General features: G+C 38.4%; 13 protein-coding genes and 1 pseudogene. 11 read left to right on the top strand and 3 right to left on the bottom strand.

What is annotated here, in order from left to right; translation table 11 throughout:
- The first annotated feature begins 63 nt into the window (after window positions 1-63).
- The 8 genes and pseudogenes from clpB (at window position 64) to hflC (ending at window position 10,340) form a co-directional block, all read left to right on the top strand.
- A complete protein-coding gene (gene clpB / locus CICURV3402_RS01355) occupies window positions 64-2,637 on the top strand; it encodes an ATP-dependent chaperone ClpB (protein WP_158379537.1) in 2,574 nt (857 codons plus the stop codon).
- A gap of 214 nt (window positions 2,638-2,851) precedes the next feature.
- Window positions 2,852-3,358 carry a tRNA (adenosine(37)-N6)-threonylcarbamoyltransferase complex ATPase subunit type 1 TsaE gene (tsaE, locus tag CICURV3402_RS01350; RefSeq protein ID WP_158379536.1) on the top strand — a complete coding sequence of 169 codons (507 nt, stop codon included), beginning with the start codon at window positions 2,852-2,854 and terminating at the stop codon, window positions 3,356-3,358.
- A 155-nt stretch (window positions 3,359-3,513) separates the two neighbouring features.
- Window positions 3,514-4,359, top strand: a pseudogene (locus CICURV3402_RS01345) (N-acetylmuramoyl-L-alanine amidase); the annotation flags it as partial.
- A 65-nt stretch (window positions 4,360-4,424) separates the two neighbouring features.
- On the top strand, window positions 4,425-6,206 hold the full coding sequence (gene mutL / locus CICURV3402_RS01340; RefSeq protein WP_158379534.1) for a DNA mismatch repair endonuclease MutL: 1,782 nt from the start codon (window positions 4,425-4,427) through the stop codon (window positions 6,204-6,206).
- Window positions 6,193-7,134, top strand: a complete 942-nt coding sequence (gene miaA / locus CICURV3402_RS01335) for a tRNA (adenosine(37)-N6)-dimethylallyltransferase MiaA (protein WP_158379533.1) — start codon at window positions 6,193-6,195, stop codon at window positions 7,132-7,134. Before mutL ends, miaA begins: the two co-directional genes overlap by 14 nt.
- Before the next feature lie 152 nt (window positions 7,135-7,286).
- Entirely contained in the window at window positions 7,287-7,571 is a 285-nt protein-coding gene (gene hfq, locus CICURV3402_RS01330) for an RNA chaperone Hfq (protein WP_158379532.1), read from the top strand.
- Window positions 7,572-8,115: 544 nt separating this feature from the next.
- Entirely contained in the window at window positions 8,116-9,345 is a 1,230-nt protein-coding gene (hflK, locus tag CICURV3402_RS01325) for an FtsH protease activity modulator HflK (protein ID WP_158379531.1), read from the top strand.
- Between the two features lie 5 nt (window positions 9,346-9,350).
- A complete protein-coding gene (gene hflC / locus CICURV3402_RS01320) occupies window positions 9,351-10,340 on the top strand; it encodes a protease modulator HflC (protein WP_158379530.1) in 990 nt (329 codons plus the stop codon).
- A gap of 49 nt (window positions 10,341-10,389) precedes the next feature.
- Here hflC and rimI read toward each other — a convergent pair whose 3' ends face one another.
- Window positions 10,390-10,836, bottom strand: a complete 447-nt coding sequence (gene rimI, locus CICURV3402_RS01315; RefSeq protein WP_158379529.1) for a ribosomal protein S18-alanine N-acetyltransferase — start codon at window positions 10,834-10,836, stop codon at window positions 10,390-10,392.
- On the bottom strand, window positions 10,781-11,215 hold the full coding sequence (locus CICURV3402_RS01310; RefSeq protein WP_158379528.1) for a DNA polymerase III subunit psi: 435 nt from the start codon (window positions 11,213-11,215) through the stop codon (window positions 10,781-10,783). Before CICURV3402_RS01310 ends, rimI begins: the two co-directional genes overlap by 56 nt.
- Window positions 11,216-11,545: 330 nt before the next feature.
- Between CICURV3402_RS01310 and nuoN the strand changes: the two genes are divergently transcribed.
- Complete coding sequence (gene nuoN / locus CICURV3402_RS01305; protein ID WP_158379527.1) at window positions 11,546-13,039, top strand: NADH-quinone oxidoreductase subunit NuoN; 1,494 nt, start codon at window positions 11,546-11,548, stop codon at window positions 13,037-13,039.
- 105 nt (window positions 13,040-13,144) lie between these two features.
- On the opposite strand, the gene CICURV3402_RS01300 is transcribed toward nuoN, so the two are convergent.
- Window positions 13,145-13,378 (bottom strand): hypothetical protein, encoded by a 234-nt coding sequence (locus CICURV3402_RS01300; protein ID WP_012738214.1) that lies wholly within the window; start codon window positions 13,376-13,378, stop codon window positions 13,145-13,147.
- 291 nt (window positions 13,379-13,669) lie between these two features.
- Here CICURV3402_RS01300 and priA point away from each other — a divergent pair, with 291 nt between their 5' ends.
- Both priA and CICURV3402_RS07450 read left to right on the top strand, forming a co-directional pair.
- On the top strand, window positions 13,670-15,874 hold the full coding sequence (gene priA, locus CICURV3402_RS01295; protein WP_158379526.1) for a primosomal protein N': 2,205 nt from the start codon (window positions 13,670-13,672) through the stop codon (window positions 15,872-15,874).
- A gap of 178 nt (window positions 15,875-16,052) precedes the next feature.
- Window positions 16,053-16,175 (top strand): MscL family protein, encoded by a 123-nt coding sequence (locus CICURV3402_RS07450; protein ID WP_407079045.1) that lies wholly within the window; start codon window positions 16,053-16,055, stop codon window positions 16,173-16,175.
- Window positions 16,176-16,406: the final 231 nt, after the last annotated feature.

Here is a 16,406-nt window from a genome sequence, read left to right as displayed (position 1 = left end):
TGGCTTTACTTCATTAGACATGGTATTTATCACTCATCTTTTTATCATCATGAAGAGGATATTATGAATTTGGATAATTTTACCAATCAGTTTCAATCCGTTTTTTCGGAGGCGCAATCTTTAGCACTAGGTAAGAATCAGCAGTTTATCGAGCCTATGCACATGATGAAAGCCTTGATCAATCAAGAAACTGGAACAGTCCGTCCATTGCTGGTCGCAACAGGTGTTGATATCAACCGGTTAAATACAGAGCTTGATAAGGCATTATCCGCTTTACCTGTTGTCGAAGGAATTGGGGGTGATGTGCGATTATCGAATGCTTCTATACGCATCTTGAATATTTGTCATAAGTTGGCTCAACAAAGAGGAGATAAATATATTTCCTCAGAATGGTTTATTCTTGCTGCGCTCGAAGAGCGAGGGGCTTTAAAAGAAATTTTGAAATCTTGTGGGATTTCAGAACAACCCGTAAAAAAAGAAATCGAGCGCCTGCGTGCAGGGAATAGCGTCAATGATCAAGGCGCCGAAGACTATCGCCAAGCTTTAAAAAAATTTACGATTGACCTCACTGAGCGGGCAGAACAAAGCAAGCTGGATCCGGTGATTGGTCGAGATGAAGAAATTCGTCGGGCTATTCAAGTTTTACAACGGCGTACGAAAAATAACCCCGTGTTGATAGGCGCGCCTGGTGTTGGGAAAACTGCCATAGTAGAAGGGTTGGCGCAGAGGATCGTAAATGGAGAAGTACCAGAAGGGCTCAAAAAAAAGCGAATACTGTCGCTTGATATGGGAGCATTATTGGCAGGGGCGAAATATCGGGGGGAGTTTGAAGAACGGCTCAAGGGTGTGCTTAAAGATTTATCGAAACAAGGAGGAAGCGTAATCTTGTTTATCGATGAATTGCACACCATGGTTGGCGCGGGTAAAGCAGAAGGCGCAATGGATGCAGGGAATATGTTTAAACCCGCTTTGGCAAGAGGAGAACTGCATTGTGTTGGGGCAACAACTTTAGACGAATATCGGAAATATATCGAAAAAGATCCGGCCTTAGAGCGCCGTTTTCAAAAAGTGTATGTGGCCGAGCCGACGGTAGAAGACACCATCGCGATTTTGAGAGGTCTGAAAGAGCGTTATGAATTACATCATCATGTCCAGATCACCGATCCTGCTATTGTGGCCGCAGCGAGTTTGTCTCAACGCTATATCGCAGATCGTCAATTACCGGATAAAGCCATCGATTTGATTGATGAAGCGGCGGCTAGCATTCGTATGCAAATAGATTCAAAACCTGAAGCATTGGATAAATTAGAGCGTCGGATTATTCAATTAAAACTGGAACAGCAAGCTTTAAATAAAGAGCAGGATGAAGCCAGTAAAAAACGACTGAAAATGCTTAATCAGGAACTAGAAAAAAAAGAAAGACAATATTCTGAACTGGAAGAAGCATGGAAAGCTGAAAAAGCATCTTTGACAGGGACTCAACATATTAAGACACAACTCGAAGAAGCGAAAATCACATTGGAACAAGCGAGACGGGTATCGAATTTAGCAAAAATGTCGGAGATGCAATATGGCAAAATTCCCGAATTAGAGAAGCAGTTGCAAGCGGCGACAGAGAAAGAAATGGGCAGCATGAAATTATTACGCAATCGAGTGACCGATATTGAAATTGCAGAGGTGCTGGCACGTTGGACAGGGATTCCTATTGATCGGATGTTAGAAAGCGAGCGTGAAAAACTATTACGGATGGAAGAGAATTTACATCAACAGGTGATAGGACAGAATGAAGCGGTCATTGCAGTGTCGAATGCGTTACGACGTAGTCGGGCGGGTTTATCGGATCCTAACCGCCCGATCGGCTCGTTTTTATTTTTGGGCCCGACAGGCGTAGGGAAAACAGAATTATGCAAAGCTTTAGCGTATTTTTTATTTTCCAGCAAAGACGCCATGGTGCGTATCGATATGTCGGAATTTATGGAAAAACATACGGTATCTCGTTTGTTGGGTGCACCCCCAGGATATGTGGGATATGAAGAAGGGGGGTATTTAACCGAAGCGGTTCGTCGCCGCCCTTATTCTGTAGTATTGCTCGATGAAGTTGAAAAATCCCATAAGGACGTATTTAACATTTTATTACAGGTACTCGATGACGGACGATTAACAGATGGGAAAGGTAGAACAGTCGATTTTAAGAACACGGTTATTATCATGACCTCAAATCTAGGATCTGATCTGATTCAGGAACGCTGTGCTCGAGCCGATTATAGCAACATGAAAAAATCGGTGATGGACGAGGTCCAGCGTTACTTTCGTCCTGAGTTTATTAACAGGATTGATGAAGTCGTGGTATTCCATCCATTAGAAGCACAGCATCTGGAGTCTATCGCGCAAATTCAGCTTAAGCAGTTATATCAACGCCTCGAAGAAAAAGGTTATACAGCGAGTATTACTTCAACTGCGATGGCTTTTGTAACTAAACAAGGATACGACCCTGTCTATGGTGCCAGACCTTTAAAACGGGCTATTCAACAAGAAATTGAAAATCCTTTAGCACAGCAAATACTATCAGGTCAGTTAATGCCTGGCACGCCTATTGTTTTGGATCTGCATGAAGAGTATATCCTTGCGAGGCAGTGAAAGGGACAATGACATATGTGCAAAAGTGTCAATTTAAAGGAAAAATCGGATAGGATATGGTGTGTTTTAGATTAATAAATTCGGCGAATTAACATGGGAATATCAAATTTGTAACGCTTATAAACTTTGATTCTGCAAAGGGAATTTTTAGGGTGGCCCCGGTTTGTTGAGTTTATGTTCTATGCTTATCAAGCAATCTGAGTAACGACTCAAAATGAAAGAATATTTTTTATCTTTAATAGACGAGAAGGCCACCCTAAAATTAGGGGCCATGTTGGCTGCTGCTTCTTGTCATAACGCGATTGTAATCTCTTTATTTGGAGATTTAGGGGCCGGAAAAACAACCTTTAGCCGTGGATTTATTCAAGCTTTAGGTTATACAGGAAAAGTCAAAAGCCCGACTTATACCTTAGTGGAATCTTATTCATTATTTTCAAAAACGATTCATCATTTCGATTTGTATCGTGTCTCAGATCCGCAAGAGTTAGAATGGATAGGAATACGTGATTATTTTAACGAGCAAACGATTTGCCTAATAGAATGGCCAGATAAAGGGATTTCTGTTTTACCTAAAGCCGATCTTGAGCTGCATTTTATGTATCAAGAGAAAAAACGAGATGTGCAACTCGTCGCCCTCTCCGATCAAGGCGTAGATTCACTAAAGCATTTCATAGATCTCTTGCAAAACCCCAAAAATGATGTTACTGGAATATTGAGATGACATTAGTTATTCAGACGATCAGATCTGTTTTTTTTTCTGTCTTATTCAACATGACTATTTTTTTGCTGTTGATCATATCTTCATTTAACCCTGCTTATGCAAAAACAAAAATAAAAAGAATTACTGCAAAAATATTTAATCCGGTGGTCATTGCTATTGATGCAGGACACGGAGGCCAGGATCCTGGTGCGACAGGTCAGCATGGTCTTCAAGAAAAACAGTTGACTCTAAACGTAGCGCGTCATCTGGCGCTTTTGATGAATAAAGATTCTATGTTTAAAGCCATTTTGACACGTAATGGAGATGATTTTATTTCGGTGATCGCGCGTTTGGATATTGCCCGTGCACACAAAGTCAATTTATTGATCTCTATACATGCTGATGCCGCCCCTAATCGTAAGGTGCGAGGCGCCTCGGTTTGGTTATTATCTTATCGCCGAGCTGAGACTGAAATGGGACGTTGGCTTGAGCAACATGAAAAACAGTCTGAATTACTAGGTGGTGCAGGCCGTGTGCTGTCAAATAAAAAGGCCAATCCTTATTTGAGTACCACAGTGCTCGATTTGCAGTTTTCGCACTCACAACGAGTAAGCTACAAGGTTGCGTTAGATTTATTAAAAGAATTACAGAAAATAGGGTTTATACATAAATCTAATCCAGAAAACGCTAGTTTTGGCGTTTTAAGGTCACCTGATATTCCTTCACTGTTAGTAGAAACGGGCTTTATTAGCCATCTATCTGAGGAAAAACTGCTGGATACAGACAGGCATCAAAAAAAAATAGCTCAAGCTCTTTACAAAGGAATAAGACATTATTTTTTGACACATTCCCTACAAATCACTCACCAAAAAGTATCAGATTCTCTGATCCGCCATACAGTCAAAAGAGGAGAGACCTTGTTTGGTCTTTCTTCAAAATATAAAGTTTCTATTTCTGCCATAAAAAAGGTCAATCAGATGAAATCTGATGTGATTTCAATTGGAAAAACCATGATGATTCCTGTTTGATCGCAGGCACACTAAGCCTTGGCTGTATAATTGAGTAGGATATAAAAAAGAAAGTATTTATGCCTATTAAAATTTTATCGAGGGAACTGGCGAATCAAATCGCCGCAGGTGAAGTAGTAGAACGTCCTGCATCTGTAGTAAAAGAATTGGTTGAAAATAGTTTAGATGCCGGCGCCACAAAAATGGAAATTGACATTCATCGTGGAGGAATCGAACGGATTCGGATTTATGATAATGGCTACGGGATCAGTAAAGAGGAGCTCTCCTTAGCACTGGAGAGACATGCCACCAATAAAATTTTTTCTCTGAAAGATTTACAGAACATTCTGACTATGGGGTTTCGTGGAGAAGCCCTTTCGAGCATCAGCTCTGTTTCTCGTTTAAAGTTAACTTCACGCACATTGGAACAAAAAGAAGCCTGGCAGGTCTATACAGAGGGACGTGAAATGAATGTCGCGATAAAGCCGGCTTCACATCCTGTAGGCACTACAATCGAGGTTTTAAATTTATTTTATAATACGCCCGCTCGACGAAAATTTTTGCGAACAGAGAAAACAGAATGGCAACATATTGATGAGGTGATCAGGCGCTTGGCTTTATCCAGGTTTGATGTGGCCATCGATCTCTCGCATAATGGAAAATTATTACGTCAATACAGCGTGGCTCAATCAGCATTACAAAAAGAACGGCGTCTTCTCCGTTTATGTGGCGCTTCATTTTTACAACATGCGCTCACGATTTCTTTGAAAAGCACCGGCTTAAGTGTAAAAGGTTGGATATCGGATCCTTACAGCCCTAAAATAAATGATATTCAGTATTTTTATATCAATCATCGTATTATTCGTGATCGAGTGGTGAATCATGCCGTTCGTCAAGCCTATGAAACGATTTCAACAGGGTCTAATACCCCGAGTTACGTTCTTTATCTCGATATGAATCCTTGTCAAGTCGATGTGAATGTTCATCCGGCAAAACAGGAAGTTCGTTTTCATCAAACGAGGCTAGTTCATGATTTTATTTATCAAGCTATTACAACAGCTTTAAATCATTCAACAGATTCATTTTTTGCCCCCCCTATTAATATGGAAGAAATTGCACCAATACCCAACCAAAATTGCTCAGCAGAAGGGAGAAATCATTATGCTGAATTTGATAGGGAATTGAGTAAAAATTGGTTTTTAAAACAACAGGCTTGTGAAGCTTCTTTGTCATTTTATGAGTCCGTACAAACCGAGCAGGAGAAGGCCCCTTTTAAAAAAGGGGTCGTAAGGGATATCAATTCGAATTATTTTGGGCGAGTGCTCGGTATTTTTTCATCCTGCTATGCACTGATAGAATATCAAAATAATATTACTTTATTGTCATTGCCTGAAGCAGAACGCTTGCTAAAAAAAGCATTTTTAACGCCCCCGTCTGAAAGATCACGAATACATCCTATGCTCATCCCTCTCAAATTTAAATTAGAGAAAATAGCAATAATGGCTTGGGAGCGCCATCAAAATTTACTGACTGTAATGGGCGTTGATCTAGTCATAGAAAAAAATTCAGCCCTGCTACGCGGGATTTCTTTAGAATTACGTACTCATAATTTGCAAAAGCTCATTCCCAAATTATTGGCCTATTTGTCGAAGCATGAAACCCTCCTGCCGGAGCATCTTGCCGATTGGTTGTCTTCTCAATTTGACGCTTGGCATCATGAATGGAGTGTCTCACAAGCAATTCAATTGTTAACAGATTTTGAACGTTTTTGCGTTGAATCGATTAAAGATCCCTCTGAAAAACTTTTACAATTGATAGATATGCAGCCTGCATTGGCTAGGTTAACCCATGGAAAAAACTGAACTAATCACCTTACCCCCTGCTATTTTTATTATGGGGCCAACAACTTCAGGCAAAACCGCTTTGGCGATTGCCTTGTCTCAATATCTTCCTGTCGAACTAATTAGTGTTGATTCAGCGTTAATTTACCGTGGTATGGATATCGGTACGGCGAAGCCGACTGCAGAAGAGATCAGAAAAATACCACATCATTTAATCGACATACGTGATCCTTCTGAAAGTTATTCAGCGGCTTTTTTCCAGAAAGATGCACTTAAACTCATGTCCGAAATAACATTAGCAGGGCGAATCCCATTGCTGGTGGGAGGAACAATGCTCTATTTTAAGGCGCTCTTACAGGGTCTGTCCCCTTTACCTTCTCCTGATCCCAACTTGCGTCAAGACATTCAAAATCACGTATTAAAATATGGAAATACTTCTTTATATGCACAATTATCTGTAATTGATCCTGTTGCAGCCGAACGTATTCATTTTAATGACGTACAAAGAGTGATTAGAGCACTGGAAGTTTTTTTCATTTCAGGTAAAACGTTAACAGAGCTCATAAAGATTTCAGGTAGTCGCTTGCCTTACCAAGTATATCATTTTGGTCTAATTCCACATTCTAGAGAACAGTTACATCACCGAATTGAACTACGTTTTCAGAAAATGATTTCAGGTGGTTTTATTGAAGAAGTCTCACGCTTATTTATGCGTGGCGATCTATATGCTGATTTACCTGCGATTCGTTCTGTGGGTTATCGACAAATGTGGTCTTATCTCTCGGGTGAAATCGATTATAAAGAGATGATTTATCGTGGTGTTTGTGCAACACGTCAATTAGCAAAAAGGCAAATGACTTGGTTACGTCGATGGAAAAATTTGTACTGGCTGGACAGCGATCAGCCTGAAGCATTTTTAAAAAAATTTAAATCTTTGTTAAAGAGATAAAAAGTAAAAGTGATCAAAATTAATTTCCAGAAATTATCGAAAGGAATAATTTAATCTATTAGTAGTGCATAGATTTCATGATTGTGTACAATTAAAGCAGTTTTTCCCTCGTAATTTTTTTTAAAACAACAAACAAATTAAGGAATAAAAAAATGGCTAAGGGGCAATCTTTGCAAGATCCTTTCTTGAATGCACTACGTAAACAAAAAATTTCCGTTTCTATCTATTTAATTAATGGTATTAAATTGCAAGGCGAAATTGAGTCGTTTGATCAATTTGTCATTTTATTAAAAAGTACCTCCTCTTCTTTAAAAAATACGATCTGTCAGGTCATTTATAAACATGCTGTTTCGACTGTTGTTCCTTCTCGTGCTATATCATTCTGTTCACCTAATCACGCTCACCCGCTTCAAAAACCGAAAGATGATGGAAGTTAATGATTTTTTATCATGTAGGGTTTGCACAAATTTTTAAAATAAAATAGAAAAATTCTCTTCCTGATTGCCCTTTTTATTACCTCTTTTATTTAAGAGGTTAGGCCTTTGTTTAATGGTGATGAATATCATCCCCTAATAGGCCGCCTTCAACGTCTTTTGCATCAGCTAAAGGCGATTGAAAATAATGATCACGAAAAAACGAAACATAGGTATCATTACAAGATACGAATACCGATATTTAAATAGCGTCATCTTTGTGAGCATGAAATGGCCTGATCGACTCGTGGTATGATCTGGCAGTAGTGATAATATATTTTCTTAAGGTTTTATAGGATCCAAACCAGGCTTCTTGAAATTGTTCAAAATGATTCTGAACCAGGCTCAAACATCAAAAAACGAACTGAAAAAATTGGATTGACAGAGTAAATTAACTTGTTAGTTCATTTTTTTATGAGATATAAGAGAACAATAAAGAGATTTTGAATGCGTCTTGAAGCTCAATCTTGATTTTTAAAAATTTACATTATAGCAACGGAGTTAAAGCATGGCGTGGAATCAGCCCGGGAATAACGGACGGGACCGCGACCCGTGGGGGAGCGGCGATAAAGGTAGCAATAAACAAAATGGGGGAGGTAAAAGTTCAATCGATCTTAATGATTTGTTGCGTAAGTTGAGTCAAAAATTAAATTTAGTAACTAAAAGAAACAGTATTAACAATAAGGAGTCAAAAAATTCAAAACTTAATCCGCGCTTTTTTATTATCGTGCTGTTTGCAGTCATTGTGGGTTGGTCTGCCAGTGGTTTTTATACTGTCAAAGAAGCAGAACGTGGTGTTGTCACCCGTTTAGGTAAACTTAATCATACTGTACAGCCAGGTTTAAACTGGAGCCCTACTTTTTTCGATAAGGTGACTCCAGTTAATGTCGAATCTGTCCGTGAACTGGCGGCTTCTGGTGTCATGTTAACCTCTGATGAAAATGTCGTTCGGATAGAGATGAACGTTCAGTATCGTGTCACTGATCCTGCGGCTTATCTTTTTAGTGTTACCCATCCAGATGACAGCTTGCGTCAAGCAACGGATAGCGCAGTCAGAGGCGTTATCGGAAAATACACTATGGATAAAATTTTAACTGAAGGCCGAACCATAGTACGGAGCGATACTCAGCGTGGGCTGGAAGAAACCATTCGCCCCTACAAAATGGGAATTACCTTATTAGATGTTAACTTTCAAGCAGCCCGCCCACCGGAAGAAGTGAAAGCTGCTTTTGATGATGCTATCGCCGCCCGTGAAAATGAACAACAGTATATTCGTGAAGCCGAGGCGTATGCTAACGAAGTTCAGCCCCGTGCTAACGGTCAGGCTCAGCGTCTTTTAGAAGATGCAAAAGCTTATAAAGATCGCACGGTTTTAGAAACACAAGGTGAAGTGGCGGGTTTTGAAAAAATTCTACCTGAATATAAATCTGCGCCTCAAATTACACGTGAACGTTTATATATTGATACGATGGAAAACGTGTTAAGTCATACCAAAAAAATTATGGTTAATGATAAAGGGAATCATTTAATGGTATTACCATTAGATCAAATATTAAAAGGGCAAATCACGCTAAATAAAAAAAATATTAATCAAATCAGAAATTCAAATAATTTACATTCATCCGCTTCTAGCAAAAATAGTCTAAAAAAGAACAGTACCAATTCTGGTACAGAGAATGTGGATGAGCAACGTATGGAAAACGCCAAGCGTTACAGCCACGTTCGGGTAGGGAGATAATACCAATGCGCAACTCTTTTTTATTGATGATTTTTGGGGCCTTGATCCTATTTTTTGCCTCAGTGTTTGTTGTTCAAGAAGGTCAACGTGGAATAGTACTCCGATTCGGTAAAGTTCTACGTGATGCTGATAATAAGCCTGTAGTTTATGTACCAGGATTACATTTCAAAATCCCATTTATTGAAATGGTAAAAACGCTTGATGCGCGTATTCAAACCATGGATAACCAAGCGGATCGGTTTGTCACTAAAGAGAAAAAAGATCTAATTGTGGATTCTTATTTGAAATGGCGTATCAGTGATTTTAGCCGTTACTACTTGGCGACGGGTGGCGGAGATGTTTCTCAAGCAGAAGTTTTATTAAAACGTAAATTTAGTGACCGGCTGCGTTCTGAAATTGGTCGTTTAGATGTCAAGGATATTGTCACCGACTCACGTGGTAAGCTGACCTCTGATGTACGTTATGCTTTAAATACAGGGACAACGGATGATGAAACAGATAAAACCAGTACAGATGATGCGATTGCTTTTGCAGCAGCACTGGTTGAGCAAGAAACCAAAGGGAAACAAAAGGTCACTGTAAACCCCAATAGCATGGCTGCATTAGGGATTGCTGTGGTGGATGTTCGTATTAAACAAATTAACTTACCAATAGAAGTCTCTGACGCGATTTTTCGGCGCATGCGCGCAGAGCGTGAAGCCGTGGCACGACGTCATCGTTCACAAGGACAAGAAGAAGCAGAAAAATTACGAGCCACAGCAGATTATGAGGTCACCCGTACTTTAGCTGAAGCTGAGCGTCAAGCACGTATTACTCGTGGTGAAGGTGATGCTACATCTGCTAAGCTTTTTGCAGATGCGTTTAGTAAAGATCCTGATTTTTACTCTTTCATCCGAAGCTTAAGGGCTTATGAAAATAGCTTTAATGGTACGGATGTCATGATCCTTAATCCTGATAGTGACTTTTTCCGCTATATGAAAGCGCCAAAAAATTAAAAGACAGTATGCATTTATTTTTAAGGCCCCTTTGGGGCCTGTTTTGATCTTATAAAAGGAGTGGCAAGACCATGATTAATGCATCTTCGTTTCCACTATTTTTTGGGTAATACTCTTTTTTGATTAAAACTTCATTAAAGCCGAATTTTGCATATAATCGAATAGCGTTCAGATTAGAAATGCGGACTTCGAGCCAAAGGTTCTTCACCTTCAATCCTCTTAAATAATCGATCAAATATTTCATTAAAAATGAACCACATCCTTGGCGCTGATAAAAAGGATCGACAGCTAAATTAAATAAAGTGGCTTCATCCAAAACAATGTGGGTGATAGCAAAACCAAGCATCTCTTTTTGAATATGTAATTTAATATTGAAATAAAGTTTACCTTGGATAGTGGTAAAAATATGTTCACTCCAAGGAAAAGTATGACTTCTTTTCTCAATTTGATATGCCATCGGCAGATCTACCGTAGTTAAAATAGAAATCTGTTTCATGATCACAAATTTGCTTCCAAAGAGCGCGTTTGGCTTTCCCATTTTGATGAAAATCATCCCAGTTTGGGCTGTATAATTGAACCCCTATTAAAGATAGAGATGCTCTTATCCCTAATCGCCAGCTATGGCAACGAGTATTTTTAGGAAACATGTTTAACTGAAAAGGCATTAAAAAATACACTTGATTGGGTTCTAAACGTAACGCCTGCAATACATCTTTGATTACATTATCATCATAAGCAGGAAGAGGATCTCCTGCAATGATAAAACGGATATTTTCCGTTAACTGAAGAAACATCTCACCTTGAAACACAGAGGGGCGTTTTAATACCCATTGTGTAATTCCAAGCTGTTGTAATAACTGATCTCGGTTTAACATTAGGCTTGATCCTTTAATTAAAGTCTTGATTATTTTATAAGAACTCGTATTTTTAATTCAGATAGATTAGTAATCTACATCAAGCAAATTATGCCGAATATTCATGTTTTTTTGGGTCTGAGGATCAATAAATCAAGTACAAAAAACAGATGAATTGTGTGATACTAGCTCTGATTTGAAAAGTTATCACAGGCCATCACCAATAGGTCATGTGATTCAATAAGCATTTAGAAATCGTTTTTTCTCTATTTTTAATCTAAATTTAATTGATATATTTTTTAATTATTTTTTTAAAAAAATAACTTCACACTGATAAGGTCACTTTTTGCCATGATAACAAGTTCGCAATCTGCTCTTTCCGGTGAAATGTTAATGGCAATCTTGCCGATATTAATCGTCGCTGGCACGGTCGTTCTCCTCATGCTTTCGATTGTCTGTCGACGTCATCATTTTTTAAATTGCAGCCTCACCGTCATTGGCCTAAATTGCGCTTTATTTTCAGTTTATACAGTTTGGTGTTTACTCCATTTTTCCCAACATGATGCACTTAACGTCACGCCTTTATTACGTATTAATGGTTATTCTATTTTTTACAGTGGCTTAATGATATTGGCGAGCTTAGCAATCTGTACCTTTGCATATCCTTGGTTACATGGTTATCCAGACAACCGTGAAGAGTTTTATCTTTTGCTACTTATCGCTACCTTGGGCGCCTTAGTCTTGGTCAGCGCTCAACATTTAGCCACGATTTTTTTAGGCATTGAACTGATTGCACTGCCGCTTTTTGGCCTATTGGGATACGCTTACCAACAAAATCGTTCGCTGGAAGCCAGTATCAAATATTTTTTACTTTCGGCCGCCGCTTCTTCTTTTCTATTATTCGGCATGGCGCTGTTGTATGCACAAATAGGCGGGTTATCTTTTACTTCTCTGGGCAATGTATTCAACGAACATGTTTTCTCTCAGCCTCTCATTTTGACAGGGATGGGAATGATACTTGTAGGGTTTGGTTTTAAACTCTCTCTAGCACCATTTCAACTCTGGACTCCAGATGTCTATCAAGGTGCACCTGCGCCTGTAACGACTTTTTTTGGAACCGTTGCTAAAATTGCCCTCTTAGCCGGGGTCATGCGCTTCTTTTTGTATGTGCCTACGTTTAACGTTCCAGGCTTTCACACGGCATTATCATGTATGGCGGTGGCTTCTATATTTTTTGGTAACCTCATGGCACTTACTCAAAATAACATCAAACGTTTACTAGGATATTCTTCTATCGCGCATTTTGGATACTTGATGATAGGCTTGATCGCTTTGCATCATGATCCCATAGTATTAGAAAGGGTGGCTGTGTATATCGTAGCTTATCTACTCAGTAGCTTAGGTGTACTCGGAGTGGTGAGTTTAATGTCTAGTCCTTATAAAGGGGCTGATGCGGAAGCTCTTTTCTCTTACCGTGGTTTATTTTGGCATCGGCCTATATTAGCAGCTGTTATGACGATCATGCTATTATCGCTGGCAGGAATCCCAATGACGATTGGGTTTATCGCTAAATTTTTTCTTTTACTCATAGCAGTCAATACGCATTTATGGGTATTGACGGCGACTATGGTGATTGGAAGTGTAATAGCTTTGTATTACTACCTACGTATTACGGTCAGTTTATTTTTAAGTTCACCAGCAATATTGCAACGAGACACCCCTAAAGATTGGGCATTCACAGCCGGATGGATTGTAGTATGTATATCGGCATTACTGGTGTTAATATTTGGTATTTATCCTCAACCGTTAATTTCTTTTATCAAAAGCTTCAACGCCTTCTCTTAAATTTTTCTCAAACGAGTGTTGTTTAGAATATATACAATGACAGATGACTCTTTCACCACAGTTTTATCTTAAAAATTGATTGATTTATTGGCGATTCGTTTACGATTAATAATGCCATAATTCTTGAATGAGAGCCCTGATCCTAACTTTAGAAGAGTTGGCGACAACAGAAATAAACCTTTTAGCACTTAATAATGAGACTTCTGTATTCCACTCATCAAATGAGTGATCAGCATACTGCAAACCGAAAATTTGCTTTATCCGAGATTCAGCCTCAGACATTTCATTAAAACTTTTTTCATTAATTAAACATTGAGCAATGACGGACACTTTTTTCATTTTTTATCCTTATTGGAAGTGAGCTGATGAAATGTTTTGATGAGTTAAAAACAGAACCAAAATGGGGGAAAAGTTAATATCTTTAATGACAAAAAATGTGAAAAATTTTCCTTATCTGGTGTATTGTGGATAACTTATTAAATTTATGCAATCGCATGGTAGCATAAAAATCAATATCTATGCTGAGCATAGAATATTTCTTAAATGTGCTTTTTCTCTACATTGAAAAGCTCCGACTTATCATGCACTATATTCAATTAAATCAATATCTTAAGAATGAAATCATTTTTGATGTTAATTGTAAAAATTGCGCTTCCTATTCCTTTAAATCGTACATTTGATTATTGTTTACCGATGAACATGCCGCCTCCTGCCATAGGTGCACGTGTCAAAGTACCCTTCGGTCATAGAAAGGCGATAGGTATCGTGACCGGTTTGAGTCAAAGCAGCGCTTTTTCTTTGGAAAAATTGAAAAACATTGAGGCAATTTTAGATGATCACAGCTTATTTTCAGAGAGTCTTTGGCAGACGCTGTATTGGGCATCGCAGTACTATCATTATTTTATCGGTGAAGTTCTTTTTCATGCGATTCCTTTGTTGTTAAGGGAAGGGAAACAAGCAAAATTTGAACCCGTATTACATTGGGTGGCAACCGAACAGGGCCAAGTTATTTCAATCGATGCTTTACATAAATCACCTAAACAACAAAAAGCGCTGAATCAATTATTACAAGGTCCTATCTATCATCATGAATTGAATTCCTTAGGTTTTACGCAAAATACTTTTCAAGCTTTGCAAAAGAAGGGATTGAGTTTGCTTTGTGCTCAAGAAATCCAATCTTCTGATTGGAGGAGCAAGATTAAAAAGATGAAGGGAGAAAATCGTTTACAACTTAATTCGGAACAAATTGAAGCGATAAAACGTATTCAGTATCAAAATAAGCAATTTATGGTATGGCTTTTAGCGGGAGTGACTGGGTCAGGGAAAACAGAAGTCTATCTGCGTGTATTAGAAAACCTTCTAATTGAAGGCCGACAAGCGCTTGTTTTGGTACCAGAAATTGGTTTAACACCGCAGATCGTTGCCTGTTTTCGTGAACGCTTTAAGGTCCCTATTGATGTTCTACATTCGGGTTTGAATAATAAGCAACGACTCTCGGTCTGGCTGAAGGCCAGTAGTGGTGAAATCGCTATAGTAATTGGGACACGTTCCGCGTTGTTTACATCTTTTGCACATCTTGGGATCATTATTATTGATGAAGAGCATGACGGTTCATATAAGCAACAAGAAGGTTGGTGTTATCATGCTCGTGATTTAGCGGTATTTCGTGCAAAGAAAGAAAATATCCCGATAGTGATGGGATCGGCAACGCCTTCTTTAGAAACACTGCGTAATATTGAGATTGGAAAATATCAAAAATTGATCTTATCGCAAAAAGCCGTTCAGACGCAATTTATTAAACATAAATTCATCGATATCAAAGGATTACCTCTGACATCGGGTTTATGTCAGCCTTTACTAAAAAAGATGCAACAACATTTACAGGCAAATAATCAGGTGATGTTGTTTTTAAACCGTCGTGGTTATGCCCCCATTTTACTGTGCCATGAATGTGGCTGGATTGCTAAATGTTTATACTGTGATCATTATTATACTTTATATCAGAATTCACAGAAGCTATGTTGTCATCATTGTAATAGGCAGAGTCAGTTATTATTACAATGTCCTCTCTGTGGTTCTACGCATCTTATTCCTGTCGGAGTGGGTACGGAGCAGCTAGAGAGCACATTGCTTTCTCTTTTTCCTAATGTCCCCATAACGCGGATTGATCGTGATACCACGAGAAAAAAAGGCGTATTGGAAAAATATTTGTCCCATATTCATGAAGGAGGGGCTCGCATTCTCATTGGGACTCAAATGTTATCAAAGGGCCATCATTTTTCTGATGTGACATTGGTGGGTTTGTTAGATGTCGATGGGGCTTTATTTTCATCTGACTTTCGTGCAGCAGAAAGTTTTTCTCAACTTTATATTCAAGTGGCAGGGCGCGCAGGTCGCGCTAAAAAAGCAGGGGAAATATTTTTACAAACGCATCACCCTGAACATCCTTTACTACAAACGTTACTGGGAAAAGGTTACGAGGCATTTGCTAAAGAAGCGTTGGAAGAAAGAGAAAAAGCATTATTACCTCCTTATACTTATCACATTATTATCCGCAGTCAGGACAATGATAACAAGCAAGCGCCTATTTTTTTGAAACGTGTACGTGACATATTCGAATCAGCATCATTAAAAGACACAGATCTTTGGGTTATGGGGCCTGTTCCTGCCCTGTTTTCTAAACGCAATGGGCGTTTTCAGTGGCAATTATTATTGCAACATCCTTCCCGGAAACAATTACAACAGCTTGTAAAGAGATGCAATCCTCTGCTGCTTTCTTTAGCACTCAATGAAAAAATAAGATGGTCTTTGGATGTTGACCCAATAGAAAGTTGAATTATCAAAATAAAAATATTTTTTATTCGAATCATAAATATATAAAACGATTCTATAATTTGAGTAGCGCCTCTCTATATTCATTTTTATGAATTTAAATATATATTTATATTGCATCATTTAACGTAATACAAACCATTTTTGATCGGCTTTTGAAATCGTTGAAAAAGAGAAAAGCATGAGTTTCATTAAAGAATTTCGTGAGTTTGCGATGTGTGGTAATATGTCTTATTTGGCTATTGGGGTTATTATTGGTTCATCATTTGGCAAAGTGATTTCTTCACTCTATCATTATGCATGATGGTTTTTTACAAAGTTTAGTTGATTGTATTATTGTCAGACTAGTTATTTTTTCTGTAATTAAATTTATGAATAAGCTCCGTCGTTAAATTAGAAGGAATATTAGAATCTCCATCGGAGATCAATAAAGAAATAATAAAAGTTGGTGCGCAGGTAGATCGACCGCACTTCAAGAAAGATTATTCATGGAAATTCGTAATTTGTTAAAAAATTAACTAAAAAATAATATTCA

The organism is Candidatus Williamhamiltonella defendens (genome assembly GCF_900699045.1).
In the GTDB taxonomy this organism is placed as follows: domain Bacteria; phylum Pseudomonadota; class Gammaproteobacteria; order Enterobacterales; family Enterobacteriaceae; genus Hamiltonella; species Hamiltonella defensa_A.
This window is presented reverse-complemented; position numbering and strand designations above follow the sequence as displayed.

What these genes read in the sequence shown, in the direction of transcription:
- clpB (WP_158379537.1), top strand. Translation starts at nt 64, where the DNA reads ATGAATTTGGATAATTTTACCAATCAGTTTCAATCCGTTTTTTCGGAG.
- tsaE (WP_158379536.1), top strand. Translation starts at nt 2,852, where the DNA reads ATGAAAGAATATTTTTTATCTTTAATAGACGAGAAGGCCACCCTAAAA.
- mutL (WP_158379534.1), top strand. Translation starts at nt 4,425, where the DNA reads ATGCCTATTAAAATTTTATCGAGGGAACTGGCGAATCAAATCGCCGCA.
- miaA (WP_158379533.1), top strand. Translation starts at nt 6,193, where the DNA reads ATGGAAAAAACTGAACTAATCACCTTACCCCCTGCTATTTTTATTATG.
- hfq (WP_158379532.1), top strand. Translation starts at nt 7,287, where the DNA reads ATGGCTAAGGGGCAATCTTTGCAAGATCCTTTCTTGAATGCACTACGT.
- hflK (WP_158379531.1), top strand. Translation starts at nt 8,116, where the DNA reads ATGGCGTGGAATCAGCCCGGGAATAACGGACGGGACCGCGACCCGTGG.
- hflC (WP_158379530.1), top strand. Translation starts at nt 9,351, where the DNA reads ATGCGCAACTCTTTTTTATTGATGATTTTTGGGGCCTTGATCCTATTT.
- rimI (WP_158379529.1), bottom strand. Translation starts at nt 10,836, where the DNA reads ATGAAACAGATTTCTATTTTAACTACGGTAGATCTGCCGATGGCATAT.
- CICURV3402_RS01310 (WP_158379528.1), bottom strand. Translation starts at nt 11,215, where the DNA reads ATGTTAAACCGAGATCAGTTATTACAACAGCTTGGAATTACACAATGG.
- nuoN (WP_158379527.1), top strand. Translation starts at nt 11,546, where the DNA reads ATGATAACAAGTTCGCAATCTGCTCTTTCCGGTGAAATGTTAATGGCA.
- CICURV3402_RS01300 (WP_012738214.1), bottom strand. Translation starts at nt 13,378, where the DNA reads ATGAAAAAAGTGTCCGTCATTGCTCAATGTTTAATTAATGAAAAAAGT.
- priA (WP_158379526.1), top strand. Translation starts at nt 13,670, where the DNA reads ATGTTAATTGTAAAAATTGCGCTTCCTATTCCTTTAAATCGTACATTT.
- CICURV3402_RS07450 (WP_407079045.1), top strand. Translation starts at nt 16,053, where the DNA reads ATGAGTTTCATTAAAGAATTTCGTGAGTTTGCGATGTGTGGTAATATG.